Raw genomic sequence first — 17,002 nt, forward strand, 5'->3', positions numbered from 1 at the left:
GCCTACGCCTACGCCTACCTGAGGCATATTTTCTTGTGGTTTGATTATTCAAAGAGCTAAGGCTAGCTATGTATTTTTTGCGTGAGCGTTTGGTTATGTGCGCCGAAATCTTAGAGTCGCGTATACGTACTAGGATTCGCACAAGTCGGCGTATGGTATTTATACGTGACGATTTCGCTGCTCTGAGGGGTATGATCAAGTTGGCTGGGTGCTTCGAAAATTAGAAGCGCAGGGGAGGCTTGTGCGTATTGGTAAGGGGCTTTACGCCAAGGCACGCCAGAACCATATCATGGGAAAGCCAATGATTGCGGCACCCGGTGGCTTTGACCAAGTCGCTAAAGAGGCATTAAGCCGACTAGGAGTACAGTGGGAGCCATCCAGTACAGAAAAGGCTTCCACACATATTCCGGCGCGGGCAGTGGTCAGCGTAAAAGGCTCGTTTAATCGGCGCATTTCCTACGGGAAATATTTTTTAGATATTGAGCAGGCTTCTGTATGAAAATCGATTCAATGTTGATACTGCATTTGCACTGAAAAAGAAGTGCTAATGTGCGGCAAGCTCATTGAAAAAAGCAGGATTATCCTGAATCGTCGCCAGTACCTTAGCGGCTAGTCCCGTAGGGTTGCGACGCTTGGCTTCCCAGCTTTTGATCGTATCAACGCTGGTTCCCATGGCGCTGGCAAATTCTGCCTGAGAAACATGAAGCTTGGCGCGAATAGCTCGTACATCGGCTACTTCATGGCGTGTGATACGGCTAGCCTCAGTTTTGCCCTGTTTGATCTCAACGGCTTCCTGCAGTGATGATTGCAGTTCGTCAAAAATGCTCATTTGGAAATTTCCCCCCTTCAGTTGTTGAATCAGTGTTTTCAGTGCGGCCTTTTCAGCGGGCGTTAAGCTGTCTTTCACGCTTTTGAGGTAGGCCAGTATCAGGTAGATTCTCTCTGCCGTTGCCAAAAAGTAGATAACCCTGGCACCGCTGCTCTTGCCTTGGTTGCTCAGCGCCATACGTATTTTGCGCAGCCCGCCCGTGCCCTGAATCAGGTCACCTTTGTCGGGTTGAGCAATCAGGGGGCGTTGCAGTTCCTTTAATTCGTCGTCTGTTGCAGTGGCCTGGATCTGGCGTGTGAACGTCGGGGTTTCGATAAATTCAATCGCATGACTCACGTTGGGGCACTTCCTTTAGCCAGAGCGTCTCGCTAACTACCGCGACAAACGTTTAAACAGTTTGGGACGCCGAGGGATAATCGTCGCTGGTCGATGATCCTCTCACGCTCAGCTACCCAAATATCAGTGTCCTAGATATTTCATACGAAGTGATTCAAGTGATGTTCATAAGGCCATTTATTTCAAAGGAGGGTAAGAGAACTTGCCATCTCGTCCAATTTATTGGAAAGCGCTTGGTAGGACAGCTTGGGTCGATACTGGGCATCGTAAATCAACCCGTTACCATGCCCGCAATAGTTGTACCACTCGTTAAGCGATGACCAGCGATCAGTGAAGCCCCACATGGTAAATGAGTGCGCCCCCGCTTCGATGCACGCTTCCAGGTAGGTCGCGTACCACGCCGCTACCGCTTTCGGAGTGGTGGCGAAGATCTGGTGCTGGTTGATATCCAACTCAGATACCCGTACCTCAATGCCAATGGCATGGAAGCGAGCGATCGCTGAGGTCAAGTGCGTCTTGCTGACCGACGTACTATCCGCATCCCAGGAGGCCTGGTACTCAGCATTCACGTCTTCGTGCATCTGCAAGCCAATGCCATGAATGGGCACGCCGGCGGTTTGCAACTCGACCACGAGATTGAACAGGAAGTCCTGTTTATCACCCGCTTCTTCACAGCCCCACTCGTTAATGAACAGCAATACGTCCGGATCCACTTCATGAGCTTTACGTAATGCCCGTTCAATGTAGCCACGTCCTAATGCCTGGAACCAGACGGAATCACGGAGCTGGTCTGTCCAATCCTGGAACGGCTCGTTGATCAAATCAAAAGAGACCATGCGGCCTTTATAGCGACCGAACAACATCTCGATATGCTCGTCGAGGATCTCACCTACTTCGGTAGCGGTGATGGTCCCATCGAGCCAGCCATCCCACAGCCACTGTGGGGTCGCTTCGTTCCACGCCACTGTGTGACCATGCACGTCCATGCCATTACGTTCGGCGTAGTCGATCAGCTTATCCGACTCATAGAAGTCGTAGACCCCACGGGCAGGCTGGATGAACTGGAATTTCATGCAGTTCTCAGGGGTGATCTGGTTAAACTCATTGCCCAGAATCGTGCGGTACTGCTCATCGAACACCATCGGATAGGTGGACACCGCGGTACCCATGCGGAACTTACCGGCCTTATCACGCAAGGTGCCCACTGTCTTAGGCACTCTACGCACAGGAGTCTCTTCCACGGTACCGGTAGTGGTGATCTCGGTGACAAGAAACGTCGCACCCACGTTCGCTTCATCCAGGCTTAGGTAAACCACCCCATCGTCAAACAGGCCCAGATCCGACTGACGGGTAACTTCCACACCGTTAGTCAGAAACACAAGCTCGGTGCCCTCACGCTTGAAGGTGTAAATCACATTGCTACCCACACTGGCAGCAGCATTCCCCCCCTCGGTATTGTCAGGGTGGTACAGCGACCAGTAGCACCAGTCACCATTGACGATCTGGGCCTTGAAGGTACTCAGCGCGTAGTACCACTCATCCTGCACCATCGGGATAACTCCGTGGAACATGAAGTAAGTAGAGTTGGCGGCGGACAGCGTAGCGGTGATATTGATCTCAAAGTCCCCCGCCATCTGAAAGCGCATCGCCAGATTAAGGGGTGGGTTGTGTACCGGTGCATCCTCAGAGTCAGGCAACGGCGATAGCTTACGGTCGAGGCCTTCAAACAGCACACCATTAGATTGCACGGTGGCCCCAGAAAAGCCTTCCCACAAAGTTAATGGAGAAGAAGTCATGAGAATACCTCCAAAGAAATGAACCAGTGCGTAGTAGGTCGTATAACATTGAGACGCTAGGTGGCCTTGTGGCTCAATTCCGCTATCCTCCTTCCGCCATTACGATATTTCTTATCGTGATGCCCCTCTGCTTGACCTTAATCTCGCCACATAAGCCGCCTGTATTGTTTAACAACAAACTTACAAATGCGTCTTCGGCCGGGTCTTCGCTAATAGCACTGCTTGATTCGCCCATTGCTTTATACCACCGCGCAGTATCCTCGACACTCGCTATGTCTTTACCCTTGCAATGGCGGATAGCAAGGGCGACCAACAGTTCTAGACGTAGGCACTATGTTTGATGGTTCGGTAGAGTGAGCAAACCTTAAGTTTCTTCCTAAACGGCATTCAGCTCCCTACGAACGAATTCTCGAAAGACACGCACTCGCGCCGGTGCCTTCTGACCATTCAGACTGATCGCATAGAGTTGGCCTTCCGATAGACTCCAATCCGCCAGCACCGGTACCAGAGCTCTGGAGGCAACATGGGCCGCTGCCACCAAGTCGGGAATGGGGCCAATCCCGGCACCCGCTATCGCCAAGCGCAACACGCTGGCATAGTCACTGGTACGAATACTCGGGCGGATAACCACCTCGTGTGTGCGGCCTCGGCGATCGGTCAGCACCAATTGTGCGGCCCCCGTAAACTCACGTGAGATGACAAAATGATGCTCTGCAAGCGCGGCGGGTGTATCACCTGACCATCTGTTCGCCTCGAGATAGTTGGGGGCGGCATAAAGTCCCACACGCAATTGAGCTACCGATGAGGCGCGGTAGACCATGTCGGGCAAGTTTCCGTCTTGCGCTCTCAGTGCCAGGTCGATGCGATTGGCTGCAAGATCCAGCGGCGTATCTGTCAACAGAAGCTCAACGGTAATCTGGGGATGAAGTGCCCGGAATTTTGCCACTATGGGGGGCATCAACTCTATTCCGATATCCACCGGGGCTGTCACACGTAGATGTCCTTGGGGCACGTCTTGAGATTGACGTGCGCCTTCTGCAGCATCGTCCAGCCACGCCAGGGCTTCTCTCGCCTTGATATAAAAGGCGGTGCCTTCCTCGGTTGGAGAGACTGCCCGAGGAGCACGTGCCAACAAGGCCACGCCAAGCCGATGTTCCAGCCGTGATAGTCGACGACTGATACTTCCCTTGGTCTCGCCCAGCTGTCTTGCTGCGGCCGAGACCGTTCCAAACTCGGCGACCGCGCAGAACGCGCGAATGTCTTCTAATGCTCCGCCGATGGTTTCTGAATCATCAACCATGAGATGCAACTCCTGAAGTATTACGTGCACGCGGAAACTAATGCATGTTGTGCGTTTTCGCTAGTGCGAATGCTTGAGGACCAATTGGCTGACATTGGCCGTCGAGTAATCTGTCGTGGTAACCAAAAAATCAACAAAAACGCGAACGATTAACATTTGTGTTGAAGATGAAAAAGCGATAGTGCTAATATCTACCATCCGTCCGGTAGGTCGGGTTCTGTTCTTTTAAATCCAATCCTAAAGAACAGCATCCGCTAACACTTCCTCCCAGCTTTCTTAAAGGCATTGGCATGAACGCACACTCTTCTCGTTTCAAACTGCATAGGATTGCATCAGCAATTGCTCTGGCAATGCTCACCATGGCGGCTTATGCACAATCTTCCGATGGGGTGGTCACCGAACTGCCCGCAGTGACCGTGACGGCAACGGCCAACGAGTTGGATGTTCGGGATGCCCCCGCCAGCGTGTCGATCATCACGGCCGAAGACATCAAAAAAATTCCCACGAACGACCTCAATGAAGTGCTGCGCCGCGTCCCTGGCCTATCCCAGGGCACAACGCCCGACGGCGGCACTAGCATCCAGATCCGTGGTCTGCCGCAGCGCTACACCTTGGTCCTGATCGATGGTCAGCGCACTGGAAGTTCAAGCGAGACATTCGATCGCTACACGCGCAATGAACTCAACTGGGTTCCAGTAGAGTCCATCGAGCGCATCGAGGTGGTGCGCGGGCCGATGTCCTCACTCTACGGTTCGGATGCAATGGGCGGTGTCATCAACATCATTACCAAAAAGACGGAAGACACGTGGGGAGGAAGCTTTGCTACGGGTGTGGTGGTCGATGAGGATTCGATTCGCGGTAATGACTACAACGGCAGCTTCTCTATTGGTGGTCCACTAGCCGACGGGCTGGCGTTACGCCTCAACGGCCAGCAGACATACCAGCAGGCCGACAGCGGCCTGCCGGATAGCGCCGATGGCGCCTTCCGCTGGGGAGGCGGCCGTGAAGGCAGCAAGCGACGCTCATTTGGAGGGCGCTTGGACTGGGACATTAACCCCGACCACCAGCTCTCCTTCGACTACCAGCATGGCGAGTGGCGTACGCTGCCAGCGCCGGAAGGCGACGCTAGCAATCCAGGTGGATTTTCAACATCCACCTTTACACGCGGGCCAGCAAAGATGGAGCGCGAAAACGTTGGCCTGAGCTATGCTGGCCGACACGATTTCGGTACGTCCAAACTTTCCGTCAACCAGGTCGAATACAGGAATGACACCACTGCACCGATTATCCGTGACGGTCAGTTGGTTGAAAAGGATCCGCCCGATCAGCGCGACCCCTATGTGGCCTATGACACGCAGGCAGTGGCGAAAGATCTGGTCGTGGATGGAAGTCTATCCATGCCCGTTACGTTCGGGATGGACCAGTTTCTAACGGTCGGTGGACAATGGAAGCGCTCCGAACTGGATAACCCTAACTCCGTGGGGGCGCTACCTAACGCCGATGGCGTCGTCGGCCTGTCGCACAAACAGGTCGACGCCTCCGCGCTTTTCGCTGAAGACGAGATCTTCCTGAGCGACAGCTTGAGCCTGACCTTGGGTCTGCGGGTGGACCAACACGACGAACATGGAACTCACGTCAGTCCGCGTAGTTACCTGGTCTATCACCCGACCAGCGAATGGACAATTCGAGGCGGTTATTCTGAGGGCTTTCGTGCGCCTACGCTGCGGGAATCGAATCCGAACTTCGTCAGCGAGTCGCGGGGAGCCGGCTGCGCGGATGGCTATCAGGGTGGTGGTTGCTATACACGCGGCAACGCCAATCTAAATCCAGAGACTACGCAAAGCTGGGAGTTAGGCACTAGCTGGGAGCGCAATACTTGGCAGGGCGGGCTGACTTTCTTCAACACCGACTTCGATGACAAGATCCATGTGCGTGGCCTGGGCTATCTGGGCGGGGCGGGCTACTGGCAAGAGTATGTGAACATCGCCGAAGCCGAAACCCGTGGCTTTGAGGCCAACTTCACCGTGCCACTGGTTGAGCATTCCTCCATCCCCGGGCTCCAGAGTGTGATGTGGAATACCAATATCACTCATATGTTGAAGGCCGAGAATAAGGCGACAGGTGAACCACTGAGTGCGGTGCCAAAATGGGCCGCCAGCTCCGGACTCGACTGGCAGATCACGGATGCACTGGGCGCAACACTGCAAGCTGAGTTTGTAGGCAAGCAGGTACATCTCGACTGGCGCAATGCTAACAACGCGGATCGCTTCGGTGATCAACGTATCCAGAACAGCTATACCATCTATGACCTAGGTCTGAACTACCAGATCAACCAGCGGGTGCGCGTTAATGCCGGTGTTCGCAACCTGTTCGATCACAACCCCAATGGTGACGTGGACAGTGGGAATAATTTTTACACACCAGGGCGTCGTTACTTCACAACACTGACTGCCAGTTTCTGACGGCCCTAAACCATGATGGAAGATTCTCTGCACCTTTCCATGCGTATGGTGCGGGTTTTTTCCTACTACTTTTTTGATCGGAGACTTCATGATCCAGACCCGAACAACGCTTGAAACACCGAACGCCAGTCGCTACATCACCCGGCTATGTAAGCACTGGGGGCACAAATTTTCTGTGGATTTCGATGCACAGCGCGGACACATCGACTTCGGCGGCTCATCGTGCGAATTACAGGCGGGGGACATGGTGTTGCACGTCTCGGTGTTCGCGCCTGAGGCCGAACTGAATGAGATGGAGAACGTAGTCGCGGAGCATATCCAGCGCTTCGCGCCACGCGGCGAAGAGCTGCAATTCGCATGGGAGCGTATCTAGTACCGATATCGAACCCAATGAAGAGGAAGCAGGACCGTGAGTGCGCGTAGGGTAGGTTCTGATCGTGGCAGCGATACTGGTGGAGAAACGCGGGTCCTTTGAACAGCGCAGCGTCGTCCATGCGCAATGACCGAATGGCAGTACAAGGGACGCCTGACGAAGTCATCCACTCGGATGCTCTACGATCTATCCATGATATGGCGATTGACGTATCTAACCGCGATGATCGGCGCGTCGCCCATTACTACTGATCCAATCAGTAGTAATAAGTCGGCTGACTCACAGATTAGTTATCTGCGTTGCCATCAGAGGGCGACGCGATAGCCGCTTCAAAGACTGCCCAAGTGGATTCGAGGCGTCTTTGATACTTCTTCGCACCGCCAAAAAGCAGTTCACTTTGCAGGCTGTCGATCATGCTCATGCAGGTCATCGCTAATACATCGGCACTCAGCTGGCTGGCATTTGGGACGAGCGGCGACGCTTGCAGCGCATTCTTGAGGATGCGCTCAAGATCATCCATGAAAATGTGCATCGGATCCATGACCATATCGTACAAATGCACCGGAGGTGCGAGAAGAATCCGTACCCAGAACTGAACCCTATAAGAGCTATTGAATCGCTCTTCAATACCTTGTAGATACGCCAGGAGTTGCTGTTTCATATCGTCCCCACCGCGCAGAGTGCTTTTGGCGTATTCCTGCTCGGCCTCGATGACCAAAGGAATAAGACTAAGAAACAGTTCCTCTTTATTACGAAAATGCGCGTATACGGAAGGTTTCTTGATGCCAACGTCCGCCGCAATCTCGTTCATTGAGGTCGCATCGAACCCCTGTTTGGCAAATCGCGCAAGCGCGGCATCTTGTAATCGTGATGCGGTCAGCGTCGTCAAATCCAATCCAACTCGTATCCGTTATGGGGGGCCACACTCACCTCCTTATTCAAGGGGCCAAAGCGATGATGTGGGACAGCTAGCCTAGTATATTGTAAAACCTCTCGCCAAGGCGAGGTGGCACGGCTTCTCTCGCTGCGCCCGCATCTTGCTGCATTCAGCGTCCGAACAAGAATACACGAATGCCTGCAAGCGCTCCGTCAATGGTTTTCATTTCATCAACCATCAGTTCCATTTCTGGCGTCTTACATCCATATGGAAACTACTTCACACTATTCACATGGCCTAGTCAACGTGCTTGGGTGATGGTCGGTATGGCCCAGCCGCTATCTAGTTTTTGGGAGAGCGTTATGCCAGGTCTTATCAACGGATAATGGCGCCTTCAAGTGCAATATTCGCCGCATCGAAGACTACCCGCACTTGGCGAGCTATCTGCGCGAACTCTATCAGTGGGCGGGGATGAGCGAGACGGTTAATCTCGAACATATCAAAATCGGTTACTACATTAATACTGCCCTTAACCCGGCGCTTGTCGTGCCGCTGGGCCCTGAACTGGACCTTGAGCGAGCGTATGATCGAGATAATCTGTCCGGAAAAGGGATATATAAACGCACAGGAGCGGCTGGATGAATACCTTACTTCCCCCGATTGGCTTTGGTCTTGATGAGCTAGACGATCAACAAGTCGCACACCTGATTCCTGCCGCCTGGCAGGCAGGTTTTCGTGCCTTCGATACGGCCCAGCTTTACGGCAACGAGGCCGCGCTCGGCCGTACCCTGCGCGACATCGGCATGGATCGCGATGCGGTGTTCGTCACCACCAAGGTGATGAATAGCAATTTCTCTGAAGCGCGTTTTCTGCCTTCGATTCAGGAAAGCCTCGCAAGGCTCGAACTGGATACGGTCGATCTGCTGTTGGTACATTGGCCCGGTCATGGCATGCCGATCGAGCGCCAAATTGAGCTATTGAATGAAGCCCGCGCACGCGGTTGGACGCGCCATATCGGCGTCAGCAACTATAATGCCACTCAGCTTGCTCGCGCAGCCGAGATAAGCGAAGCACCGATTGCCACAAACCAGGTCGAGATCCACCCCTATCTTGATCAATCTACGCTTCGCCAGCAGGCACATAAGCTTGGCGTGCCGCTGACTGGGTTCTTCGTGATGGCGATGGGGGCGGTGCCGCGTGATCCGATACTGGCCCGGATTGGCGCGGCACATGGCAAAAACGCGGCACAAGTGGTCCTGAGGTGGGCGCATCAAAAGGGTGATGTGCCCCTTACCCGTACCACCAAGCCCACGCGCATCGCGGAGAATATCGCCATCTTCGATTTTTCCCTGTCACCCGATGAGATGGCGATGATTGATGGCTTAGCGCACACGGAAGGCCGCATCCTTAGTCCGGGCAATCTTGCCCCTACGTGGGACCAGTAACATCAGCCTCATATAAAGACGAAATAAGGAAAGCGTTCATGCAGATCGACTTGAAAGGAAAGCGCGCCATTGTCACCGGATCGACCGCCGGAATCGGCTTTGCCATTGCCGAGGGGCTAGCGCGTGCCGGCGCCAAGGTGGTAGTCACGGGGCGTAAGCAGAATACCGTGGATAGGGCCGTCGAGAGCATCGGCAAGGCAGTGCCCGGGGCGCGCCTATCGGGCGTTGCCGCCGATTTTGCTAATGCCGAGGGTTCGCAGACGCTGATTGCTGCCGTACCCGATGCGGACATCCTGATCAACAATTTAGGCATCTACGGTGGCTGCTCCTTTTTTGACATTGACGACGCTGCCTGGGAGGAAATCTTTCAGGTGAACGTCATGAGCGGCGTGCGTCTGGCGCGCCACTATGCCAGAGGAATGCAAGAACGTGGCTGGGGTCGTATCCAGTTCATTTCCAGCGAGTCGGCACTCAATATCCCCGCAGAGATGGTGCATTACGGCGTCAGCAAGGCAGCTATGCAAGGCGTCTCCCGCGGGCTGGCCAAGGTGCTGGCCGGAAGCGGTGTGACCGTCAACACCATCTTACCCGGACCGACTCGCACGGAAGGGGCCCAGGCGATGTTGGCGAAGCTTGCTGAAGAGCGTGGTGTCTCGACCGATGAGGCGGAGATTCTGTTTCTTAACGAGAACCGCCCCTCGACGCTGCTTAAGCGCTTTGCGACGCCGGAGGAGGTGGCTAACCTCTGCGTCTACACAGCCTCGCCCCAGGCCAGCGCCACAACCGGAGCGGCGCTTCGTGTCGAGGGCGGCATCGTCGAAAGCATTGCCTGATTAGCTGACCGGCGCCGAATAGCAAGCGGGGGACCACTGGATTGGACAAGACGACATTCAGGCCGGGACCATCTCCGTGCGGCGCCGCCTGTCCAGCTCCCCCTTCAATCAATGACCTAGCTGGTTGTGGCTCAAAGGATGAACGACCTGCCTCTAGAGTTCATGATCGTAGGTTCAAATCCTACTGGGCATACCATTTTCTCAAGTCTTCTGCGACATCACCCTGCTAGCGCTACCCCTATTAGTACTAATCCAAACACTGCTACACCCGCTGCCACAGGCAGGCCCATTGTGCGTACGCGCAGCCATACAAGCAGCGTCACGAATAGTCCGATGGCCGTTGCTGCCCATGAAATAACGCCAGGATTAACGGGAACGAGCGAGACGCCGAGCACCGCCGCGATCATCAGCGGGCCTAAAATGCTGATCCATTGAGGAATGCTGTTTAGGCCGGTTTCACTTCCCAGGCGGCGCTGCATCCATAGAAACGGCACAACGCGTATGAGTAGCGTACCCAATGCTGAAGCGATTACGGCTAACCACAGTCCTGTGCTCATAATGTGCTCTTCCTAGGATAAAATCTCACCATATAAAAACAGATGGCACCGCAGGCAGCCGCCAGCGGGATGGCAACATTGCTCCAGCCGTAAAGGGTAAAGAAGAGGGCGGATGCAATCGTGCAGCCCAAGGCTAATGCCCAGCGTTTATCCGTGACGCGTGGCGCTACCATGGTTAAAAAAAGCGCGGGTAGGGCAAAGGGCATAATCTCGCCCAAAAGCGGCCAGTAGGCCGTTAACGTTTCTCCGGCTGTGGCGCCTACCACGGTACCCACGATCCACACGCCCCAGGCCAGCAGCGCTACTCCCAAAAACCAGCCGAAGCGTTCAGATTCGGGAAGCTGAGGTAAGCGCGTATGCGCCAGAGCAAAGACCTGATCGGTAAGGCCGTGCATAAGCCAGGGCCAGTGGCGGCTGCGGGGTAGCCAGGCCGCGATGTTCGGGCCGTAAACCACATGGCGCACGTTAATCAGTAGCGTCAACACGACCACCAGCCACAGCGGCGAGCCCGCGGCGACCATGCCGACGAATAGAAACTGTGAGGCACCCGCATAAATTAACAGCGATATGACCGCCGCTTCCCAGGTGCTAAACCCAGCCTGTGTCGCCACCAAGCCAAACGAGAGCGAAACGGGTATATAGCCGCCCAGCAAAGGAATCGCTTCGCGCACGCCACGCAGTGTCGAACGACCAGAAGTAGGGTTGGTAAGCTGGTTCATGGCGTACCGCCTTTTTCAGCGTAAGTAATGGTTAAAATCAGTGTCGCCTCTGCTGCCTGGGTGCGGTAAAGGTGTGGCTGGTCGGCCGGGAAGGTGAGGGTCTCTCCAGGCACAAGTGATGTGGTATCGCCATCCGGCCCAGCTTCCAGCCTGCCGCTGATCAGCGTGAGTGATTCCTGCGCACCCGGCGTATGCGCCTCGGCATGGCGCAGCGTGTTCGGCGCGCAGCGCATCCAGTAAGCGTCCACTTGGGGCGAGTCTTTGCCCTGATCAATAAGCCGGACCTGCACGCCATCTTCACCCAGCGGCACGGTAATCGGTGCCACTAACGTACCAAATGGCACGTTGAGCTGAACGGCCAGCCGCCAGATAGTATCCAAGGTGGGGTTGCCATTGCCCTGTTCAAGTCGGCAAAGATTGGATTTGGCGATGCCCGCTTCATTGGCCAACTGCGACAGCGAAAGGCCTCGCTCCGTACGAAGCGTTTGAAGGTGCTGGCCCAATGTACTCAGTGAAAGCTTATCCATGACGTACTCTAGTGTTCTTTATATAGAACGTTCTATATAAGGGACGAGTGTGTGTCAATGATTACTGTTAATGGATGGAAAGAAGCTCAGCTGGAAAGACGACAGGGGGCTGGGAGCGCCAGCCAATTAAGGCGAGAGCGCTCCCATTTTGGCGTGCAGCTAGGAGGAAGTGAGAGGGTTGCTACGTGCGCGGCATGCAGCGGCAGTAAACAGCACGTCAGTTGAGGAGTTAAGCGCGGTTTCTGTGGAGTCCTGCACTACGCTAATCACAAAGCCGATCGCGACTGCCTGCATGGCCACTTCAGTTGGAATACCAAACAGGTTGGCGGCCATCGGAATCAGCATCAGAGAGCCACCGGCTACGCCGGAAACGCCGCAAGCTGCCAGCGCAGAGACGATGCACAGCAGTAAGGCAGTGGGGAAGTCGACGTTAATGCCCAGCGTATGGGTGGTCGCCAGCGTGATCACGGTGATAGTGATTGCCGCACCGCACATGTTGATCGTCGCGCCTAACGGAATGGAAATCGAGTAAGTATCAGCGTCCAACTTCAGTCGGCGGCAGAGCTCAAGGTTGACCGGAATATTGGCCGCTGAGCTGCGTGTGAAGAAGGCGGTAATCGCGCTGCCGCGCAGGCAGGCAAACACCAGCGGGTAGGGGTTCTGACGGGTGGCGATGTATACCAGCAGCGGATTGCTCACCAGAGCAACAAACATCATGCACCCAACGATAACCGCGAGCAGCTGGGCATAGTTAACCAGCGACTCAATGCCTGACTCTGCCAGCGTCCCGGCCACTAGGCCTAAAATACCCAGCGGGGCCAGACGAATTACCAGCGCAACAATACGTGAGATGGCGTCAGAAAGATCGCTAAGGGCAAGGCGGGTAGTGTCACTTGCCTGGCGCAGCATCAGACCAAGGCCAACGGCCCAGGCAAGAATGGCGATAAAATTACCTTCCATTAGCGCACTGACGGGGTTGGCTACCGCGTTTAGCAGCAGGTGGCGCAGGATCTGGAAGATATCGCCAGGCGGGTTGCCCTCCGCTTGGGGGGCATTAAGCGCAAGCTCCGTTGGAAATGCAAAGCTTGCTGCAACGGCAATCAGCGCTGCTACCAGCGTGCCAACAATATAAAGCACCAGTACCGAGCGAATATGAGTAGGCTGCCCTTGCCGATGCGCAGAAATCGCGGCCGCCACCAGAACAAACACCAGAATAGGCGCGACGGCCTGCAGTGCAGCAATAAATAGCTGACCCAATAGCGCTATGTCGCTAGCAAGAGAAGGCGCGAATACCCCAAGTAGGGCACCTATCACGATACCGATAAAAATCTGAGAAATAAGGCCCAGCTGTAAAAGGGGGCGGAACAAGCCTGTGGCGGTTGCAATCATCGCGCGTCACTCAGGTAGTAGAATGTGATTGGCGCCGTGGACGCCTCCTGAAAGGGGCAGCATTCTATCACTTGCGGTTATCGCGCGGGCTTTTTGGCGGGTAAGTTTCTCTACATGGGCGAAAAGAAAATAAATTTTATATGCAGCTGGCCGTATTCGCATTTTGATATTTTATAATCGAATCGTCAGACCGGTACGGTTTACATAAAAATTGATATTGACTACATGACACTCAAAAAACTAGAAGGGAACGAACGAATGCGTATCACATTAAGGTTGGTGGCATTGATAATGCTTTGTTTATCGACGGTGGCTAACGCCTCTGACTACTACGTCGATGTTACCAATCGCACTGGCTATACCATCTTTTATATGTATGTTAGCCCAGCGAGTTCAAAGAGTTGGGAAGAAGATGTATTGGGAGAAACAGTGCTAGAGAACGGTGAAACTCAGCGGGTAACCTTAACGGGTTACACAAATCCATACTTTGATATTCGCTTGGTCGATCAAGATAACGACAGCTACACCTTCTGGACGATTGATGTGTCAACGCAGGATATCGTGGTAACGCTTGACCATCTCGATTGATGCTTGCTTCCCTTGCCGTCGTATTGCAACGGCAAGGGAAGCATCAGGAAAGGTTAAGACCTAATTAAGCAGCGACCATCGTTTGACGTGCCGCTTGTCGTGTAGTGCTGTGCGGGGCCGGTGTTGCAACGGTAGCGCTCATGGTAGCTACCATGGCATACCCTTTTTCAGTCAGTTCCACGACGTCTGGTGAAGAGCCCCATTTCAGCAGCATATCGTCAAGCTGACGTTCTGCGGCTTCAAACTGGCTGCAATGACACAGCAGTTTAGCGATGGTGTAATCGCATTCTGGGGTGTCGAACATTTCATCCTTGATTTCCTGGATAGCAAGTTGAAGACCGGCTTGGGAAATCTCTGCTAAATGGATATGTTGCATGCCACTACTCCTTGTGAATGCTGGTTTATTTGTACGCAAATTGTACTCTTGGAGAGTAATATAGCTTTTTTTCAGATGCAAACCCGAATTGGTCGAATGGCTTAAATGGACACTATAAAAAAATCCCTCCACTTAACGTAGAGGGATTTCGCTGCACTTTTTCATGCCGCTACTATAGGGTTCATACGGCTACAGGGGGAGCATCGCGAGTACGGTAACCACACAGCCTGCCAAAAAAGCGAGAGAAGCAAGCTTGATAATGTCTGCTTCTTGGTTTTTTGAGCGCCTATGCCGCTGTTCCATAAGATATTTTTCAAGGTGTTCGCGGCTGCCTGGTTTTGCTCCATTGAAAAGATGTTGGCGTATCATCTTGACTCCTTGAGCGTTGCGGTTAGTGATTTCCTCGTTCCCGCCTATAAAATCCTTGCACTCGAGCGTTTTACTGTCTGTTTTAACTAGCGTTGTAAATATCGTTCGAAGCCTAAGCATAGACCAAAACCAGAAAAACTAGGCATAAAAAGCTATACAAAAACTTAACAATATTGTCATGCGTGTGTCACTAATGCTCGGTTAGTGTTTTATAGAGCGGCGATGATAACGGTTAGCGTTTGGATTTTTTCAGCTCTTTCAAGCAGTAACTACTGCAATATAAAAAATCACAAAATGGCGATCATCAGCATAAAGTATGCTGAGCTATTACAACCAAAGTTGTTAGACTTTGGTCGTAATTTTAGGTGATTTACTGGACTAATGTTCTATTGCAGTGAATAAAGGGCGCCAAGAAACAGTTGGGCTCTTGCTGAGTAGAAGAGTGAGTTGCCAGCTATCCTTCTAAGCTATTTCGTTTACCTGACAAGAGCGGTACCTTTCCAATGCGCAGAACTGCCACGATGACGCTCTGGGATCAGCTTTGGCATTCCCACGATCAAGTCAAAAACCTACTCATGTGCGCGCTGCCAATATCCGGCACACCGCGTGCCCCTACGTCCACGAACGACACAAAAGGGGGGAGTGGTTCGGAGCCGCCGCGACCACCGGCCTATACCACCCCGCAAAAGATTGGCTTGATTCTAGGCCCGTTACTGTTTGCGTTCGTATTGATGTTTTTCCACCCGGCTGACTTAAGCATCGAAGGTCGTATGGTACTGGCTACCACGCTGTGGGTTGCCGTATGGTGGATTACCGAAGCGATACCTATTCCCGTTACTTCGCTATTACCCATTGTGCTGTTGCCAATTACCGGCGCGTTGGAAAGTAATGCGGTCACGGCGGCTTATGGCAATCCGATTATCTTTCTTTTCCTGGGCGGTTTTATGATCGCACTGGCCATGGAAAAGTGGGACCTGCATAAGCGCATTGCCCTGACGATTATTTCCATACTGGGCACGAGCATTAATAGCATCGTGTTTGGTTTTATGGCGGCTACTGGCTTTTTATCAATGTGGGTGTCAAACACTGCCTCAGTGATGATGATGCTGCCCATTGGTACGGCGATTGTTTACCAAGTGACTCAGGAGCTTAATAAAAGCGAAGGCGACCATAGCACCGAGATCGACAAGTTCAGCAAAGCGCTCATTTTCGGCATCGGCTATGGCGGCACTATTGGTGGTTTGGGTACGCTGATCGGTACACCCCCCAATATTATTCTTGCGGCTGTCGTCACGCAGCTGTTTGACGTAGAGATTTCCTTTGCCAGTTGGATGATGTTTGCCTTCCCGGTTGTCGTGATATTGCTATTAATAAGCTGGTTGTTGCTGACCCGGGTTATTTACCCGATCAACTTCAACAAGCTGCCGGGCGGCAAGGAGATGATCCAAAAAGAGAAGGCTGCCCTCGGTAATATCACCTTTGAAGAGAAGGCTGTGCTGGGCGTTTTTCTTTTCGCGGCGTTCATGTGGATCACCCGTTCGTTTTTATGGCAGGGCCAAATTCTCAATATTCCTGGCATTAACGACACCATGATTGCGATTGTTGCGGCAATTCTGCTGTTTTTGATACCTTCACCCAATAAAGGCGGTTGCCTGTTGGGTTGGGATGTCGCTAAAGACGTTCCCTGGGGCATCCTGCTGCTGTTCGGGGGTGGCCTGGCGATTGCAGCGGGCTTTGGCTCTTCAGGCTTGGCAACGTGGATCGGCGAACAAATGAGCGTACTGGAAGGGGTTAACTTCCTGCTCGTGATTCTGCTTGCCACTGGCATGGTGCTTTTCCTTACCGAAATCACCTCAAACACTGCTACCGCAACGATGATTTTGCCCGTGCTGGCCTCGCTGGCGCTGGCGCTAAATATCCATCCTTTCGTACTGATGGTGCCTGCAGCGATGGCAGCTAACTGTGCTTTCATGCTGCCGGTCGGCACGCCGCCCAACGCGATTATTTTTGCCACAGGCAAAATCAAGATCATCGAAATGGTGCGCAATGGTTTCTGGCTTAACATTGCCGCCATGTTGCTGATCGTGGCCGCCGTTTACTTCCTGCTGCCCATGCTGTGGGGCGTTGATCTAACGGTTTACCCCGATGCCTTCCGCAACTAACCCGTTCACTTAATCGCGTTTCATCGAAGTTCTTATCAACAGCCCTTATCAACGATAAGGGCTT

19 protein-coding genes and 1 pseudogene are annotated in these 17,002 nt (G+C 53.4%); 9 read left to right on the plus strand and 11 right to left on the minus strand.

Annotation, left to right across the window (positions count from 1 at the left end):
• Window positions 1-241: 241 nt before the first annotated feature.
• A complete protein-coding gene (locus tag ACT3XD_RS02130; RefSeq protein WP_192537019.1) occupies window positions 242-499 on the plus strand; it encodes a hypothetical protein in 258 nt (85 codons plus the stop codon).
• 45 nt (window positions 500-544) lie between these two features.
• On the opposite strand, the gene nadS is transcribed toward ACT3XD_RS02130, so the two are convergent.
• From nadS to ACT3XD_RS02150, 4 genes are all read right to left on the minus strand, one after another.
• The gene (gene nadS / locus ACT3XD_RS02135; protein ID WP_318782733.1) at window positions 545-1,165 is read right to left on the minus strand and encodes a NadS family protein; all 621 of its coding nucleotides are present in this window, start codon (window positions 1,163-1,165) and stop codon (window positions 545-547) included.
• A 182-nt stretch (window positions 1,166-1,347) separates the two neighbouring features.
• On the minus strand, window positions 1,348-2,961 hold the full coding sequence (locus ACT3XD_RS02140) for an endo-1,4-beta-xylanase (protein WP_192537020.1): 1,614 nt from the start codon (window positions 2,959-2,961) through the stop codon (window positions 1,348-1,350).
• Between the two features lie 376 nt (window positions 2,962-3,337).
• Window positions 3,338-4,261 (minus strand): LysR family transcriptional regulator, encoded by a 924-nt coding sequence (locus tag ACT3XD_RS02145; RefSeq protein ID WP_192537021.1) that lies wholly within the window; start codon window positions 4,259-4,261, stop codon window positions 3,338-3,340.
• Between the two features lie 367 nt (window positions 4,262-4,628).
• On the minus strand, window positions 4,629-4,751 hold the full coding sequence (locus ACT3XD_RS02150; protein WP_263974090.1) for a hypothetical protein: 123 nt from the start codon (window positions 4,749-4,751) through the stop codon (window positions 4,629-4,631).
• On the opposite strand from ACT3XD_RS02150, the pseudogene ACT3XD_RS02155 reads away from it, so the two are divergent.
• The 4 genes and pseudogenes from ACT3XD_RS02155 to ACT3XD_RS02170 form a co-directional block, all read left to right on the plus strand.
• Window positions 4,726-4,974, plus strand: a pseudogene (locus ACT3XD_RS02155) (TonB-dependent receptor plug domain-containing protein); the annotation flags it as partial. The gene ACT3XD_RS02150 and the pseudogene ACT3XD_RS02155 overlap by 26 nt on opposite strands.
• Window positions 4,975-4,995: 21 nt before the next feature.
• On the plus strand, window positions 4,996-6,723 hold the full coding sequence (locus ACT3XD_RS02160) for a TonB-dependent receptor domain-containing protein (protein WP_263974091.1): 1,728 nt from the start codon (window positions 4,996-4,998) through the stop codon (window positions 6,721-6,723).
• An 88-nt stretch (window positions 6,724-6,811) separates the two neighbouring features.
• Window positions 6,812-7,096, plus strand: a complete 285-nt coding sequence (locus tag ACT3XD_RS02165; RefSeq protein ID WP_192537023.1) for a DUF2218 domain-containing protein — start codon at window positions 6,812-6,814, stop codon at window positions 7,094-7,096.
• Between the two features lie 119 nt (window positions 7,097-7,215).
• Window positions 7,216-7,347 (plus strand): hypothetical protein, encoded by a 132-nt coding sequence (locus ACT3XD_RS02170; RefSeq protein WP_264298929.1) that lies wholly within the window; start codon window positions 7,216-7,218, stop codon window positions 7,345-7,347.
• 35 nt (window positions 7,348-7,382) lie between these two features.
• Here the strand turns inward: ACT3XD_RS02170 and ACT3XD_RS02175 are convergent, their stop codons facing one another.
• Together ACT3XD_RS02175 and ACT3XD_RS02180 are read right to left on the minus strand one after the other, a co-directional pair.
• Window positions 7,383-7,985 (minus strand): TetR/AcrR family transcriptional regulator, encoded by a 603-nt coding sequence (locus ACT3XD_RS02175; protein WP_225736037.1) that lies wholly within the window; start codon window positions 7,983-7,985, stop codon window positions 7,383-7,385.
• Window positions 7,986-8,348: 363 nt separating this feature from the next.
• Window positions 8,349-8,471, minus strand: a complete 123-nt coding sequence (locus ACT3XD_RS02180; RefSeq protein WP_263974092.1) for a hypothetical protein — start codon at window positions 8,469-8,471, stop codon at window positions 8,349-8,351.
• A gap of 140 nt (window positions 8,472-8,611) precedes the next feature.
• On the opposite strand from ACT3XD_RS02180, the gene ACT3XD_RS02185 reads away from it, so the two are divergent.
• Complete coding sequence (locus ACT3XD_RS02185; RefSeq protein ID WP_192537025.1) at window positions 8,612-9,418, plus strand: aldo/keto reductase; 807 nt, start codon at window positions 8,612-8,614, stop codon at window positions 9,416-9,418.
• Window positions 9,406-10,251 carry an SDR family NAD(P)-dependent oxidoreductase gene (locus ACT3XD_RS02190; RefSeq protein ID WP_444280538.1) on the plus strand — a complete coding sequence of 282 codons (846 nt, stop codon included), beginning with the start codon at window positions 9,406-9,408 and terminating at the stop codon, window positions 10,249-10,251. Before ACT3XD_RS02185 ends, ACT3XD_RS02190 begins: the two co-directional genes overlap by 13 nt.
• Before the next feature lie 218 nt (window positions 10,252-10,469).
• Here ACT3XD_RS02190 and ACT3XD_RS02195 read toward each other — a convergent pair whose 3' ends face one another.
• The 4 genes from ACT3XD_RS02195 to sstT all read right to left on the minus strand — a co-directional run bounded on the left by ACT3XD_RS02195 (window position 10,470) and on the right by sstT (window position 13,443).
• Window positions 10,470-10,808 carry an AzlD domain-containing protein gene (locus tag ACT3XD_RS02195; RefSeq protein ID WP_192537026.1) on the minus strand — a complete coding sequence of 113 codons (339 nt, stop codon included), beginning with the start codon at window positions 10,806-10,808 and terminating at the stop codon, window positions 10,470-10,472.
• Window positions 10,805-11,527: an AzlC family ABC transporter permease gene (locus ACT3XD_RS02200; protein WP_192537027.1), complete on the minus strand. Its 723-nt coding sequence runs from the start codon at window positions 11,525-11,527 to the stop codon at window positions 10,805-10,807. The genes ACT3XD_RS02195 and ACT3XD_RS02200 overlap by 4 nt, the downstream gene beginning before the upstream one ends.
• Entirely contained in the window at window positions 11,524-12,054 is a 531-nt protein-coding gene (locus ACT3XD_RS02205) for a helix-turn-helix domain-containing protein (protein WP_192537028.1), read from the minus strand. Before ACT3XD_RS02205 ends, ACT3XD_RS02200 begins: the two co-directional genes overlap by 4 nt.
• Before the next feature lie 159 nt (window positions 12,055-12,213).
• Window positions 12,214-13,443 (minus strand): serine/threonine transporter SstT, encoded by a 1,230-nt coding sequence (gene sstT, locus ACT3XD_RS02210; protein ID WP_192537029.1) that lies wholly within the window; start codon window positions 13,441-13,443, stop codon window positions 12,214-12,216.
• A 258-nt stretch (window positions 13,444-13,701) separates the two neighbouring features.
• On the opposite strand from sstT, the gene ACT3XD_RS02215 reads away from it, so the two are divergent.
• A complete protein-coding gene (locus ACT3XD_RS02215; protein ID WP_192537030.1) occupies window positions 13,702-14,031 on the plus strand; it encodes a hypothetical protein in 330 nt (109 codons plus the stop codon).
• A gap of 64 nt (window positions 14,032-14,095) precedes the next feature.
• On the opposite strand, the gene ACT3XD_RS02220 is transcribed toward ACT3XD_RS02215, so the two are convergent.
• The gene (locus tag ACT3XD_RS02220) at window positions 14,096-14,407 is read right to left on the minus strand and encodes a hypothetical protein (protein WP_192537031.1); all 312 of its coding nucleotides are present in this window, start codon (window positions 14,405-14,407) and stop codon (window positions 14,096-14,098) included.
• Window positions 14,408-15,297: 890 nt separating this feature from the next.
• On the opposite strand from ACT3XD_RS02220, the gene ACT3XD_RS02225 reads away from it, so the two are divergent.
• Entirely contained in the window at window positions 15,298-16,938 is a 1,641-nt protein-coding gene (locus ACT3XD_RS02225) for a DASS family sodium-coupled anion symporter (RefSeq protein ID WP_192537035.1), read from the plus strand.
• Window positions 16,939-17,002: the final 64 nt, after the last annotated feature.

It is taken from the genome of Halomonas sp. AOP7-B1-5 (assembly GCF_052353045.1).
GTDB classification, from domain to species: domain Bacteria; phylum Pseudomonadota; class Gammaproteobacteria; order Pseudomonadales; family Halomonadaceae; genus Vreelandella; species Vreelandella colorata.

What these genes read in the sequence shown, in the direction of transcription:
- ACT3XD_RS02220 (WP_192537031.1), bottom strand. Translation starts at nt 14,407, where the DNA reads ATGCAACATATCCATTTAGCAGAGATTTCCCAAGCCGGTCTTCAACTT.
- ACT3XD_RS02195 (WP_192537026.1), bottom strand. Translation starts at nt 10,808, where the DNA reads ATGAGCACAGGACTGTGGTTAGCCGTAATCGCTTCAGCATTGGGTACG.
- ACT3XD_RS02200 (WP_192537027.1), bottom strand. Translation starts at nt 11,527, where the DNA reads ATGAACCAGCTTACCAACCCTACTTCTGGTCGTTCGACACTGCGTGGC.
- sstT (WP_192537029.1), bottom strand. Translation starts at nt 13,443, where the DNA reads ATGATTGCAACCGCCACAGGCTTGTTCCGCCCCCTTTTACAGCTGGGC.
- ACT3XD_RS02160 (WP_263974091.1), top strand. Translation starts at nt 4,996, where the DNA reads ATGTCCTCACTCTACGGTTCGGATGCAATGGGCGGTGTCATCAACATC.
- ACT3XD_RS02215 (WP_192537030.1), top strand. Translation starts at nt 13,702, where the DNA reads ATGCGTATCACATTAAGGTTGGTGGCATTGATAATGCTTTGTTTATCG.
- ACT3XD_RS02205 (WP_192537028.1), bottom strand. Translation starts at nt 12,054, where the DNA reads ATGGATAAGCTTTCACTGAGTACATTGGGCCAGCACCTTCAAACGCTT.
- ACT3XD_RS02165 (WP_192537023.1), top strand. Translation starts at nt 6,812, where the DNA reads ATGATCCAGACCCGAACAACGCTTGAAACACCGAACGCCAGTCGCTAC.
- ACT3XD_RS02180 (WP_263974092.1), bottom strand. Translation starts at nt 8,471, where the DNA reads ATGTTCGAGATTAACCGTCTCGCTCATCCCCGCCCACTGATAGAGTTC.
- ACT3XD_RS02140 (WP_192537020.1), bottom strand. Translation starts at nt 2,961, where the DNA reads ATGACTTCTTCTCCATTAACTTTGTGGGAAGGCTTTTCTGGGGCCACC.
- ACT3XD_RS02225 (WP_192537035.1), top strand. Translation starts at nt 15,298, where the DNA reads ATGACGCTCTGGGATCAGCTTTGGCATTCCCACGATCAAGTCAAAAAC.
- ACT3XD_RS02170 (WP_264298929.1), top strand. Translation starts at nt 7,216, where the DNA reads ATGCGCAATGACCGAATGGCAGTACAAGGGACGCCTGACGAAGTCATC.
- ACT3XD_RS02145 (WP_192537021.1), bottom strand. Translation starts at nt 4,261, where the DNA reads ATGGTTGATGATTCAGAAACCATCGGCGGAGCATTAGAAGACATTCGC.
- ACT3XD_RS02150 (WP_263974090.1), bottom strand. Translation starts at nt 4,751, where the DNA reads ATGTCTTCGGCCGTGATGATCGACACGCTGGCGGGGGCATCCCGAACA.
- ACT3XD_RS02185 (WP_192537025.1), top strand. Translation starts at nt 8,612, where the DNA reads ATGAATACCTTACTTCCCCCGATTGGCTTTGGTCTTGATGAGCTAGAC.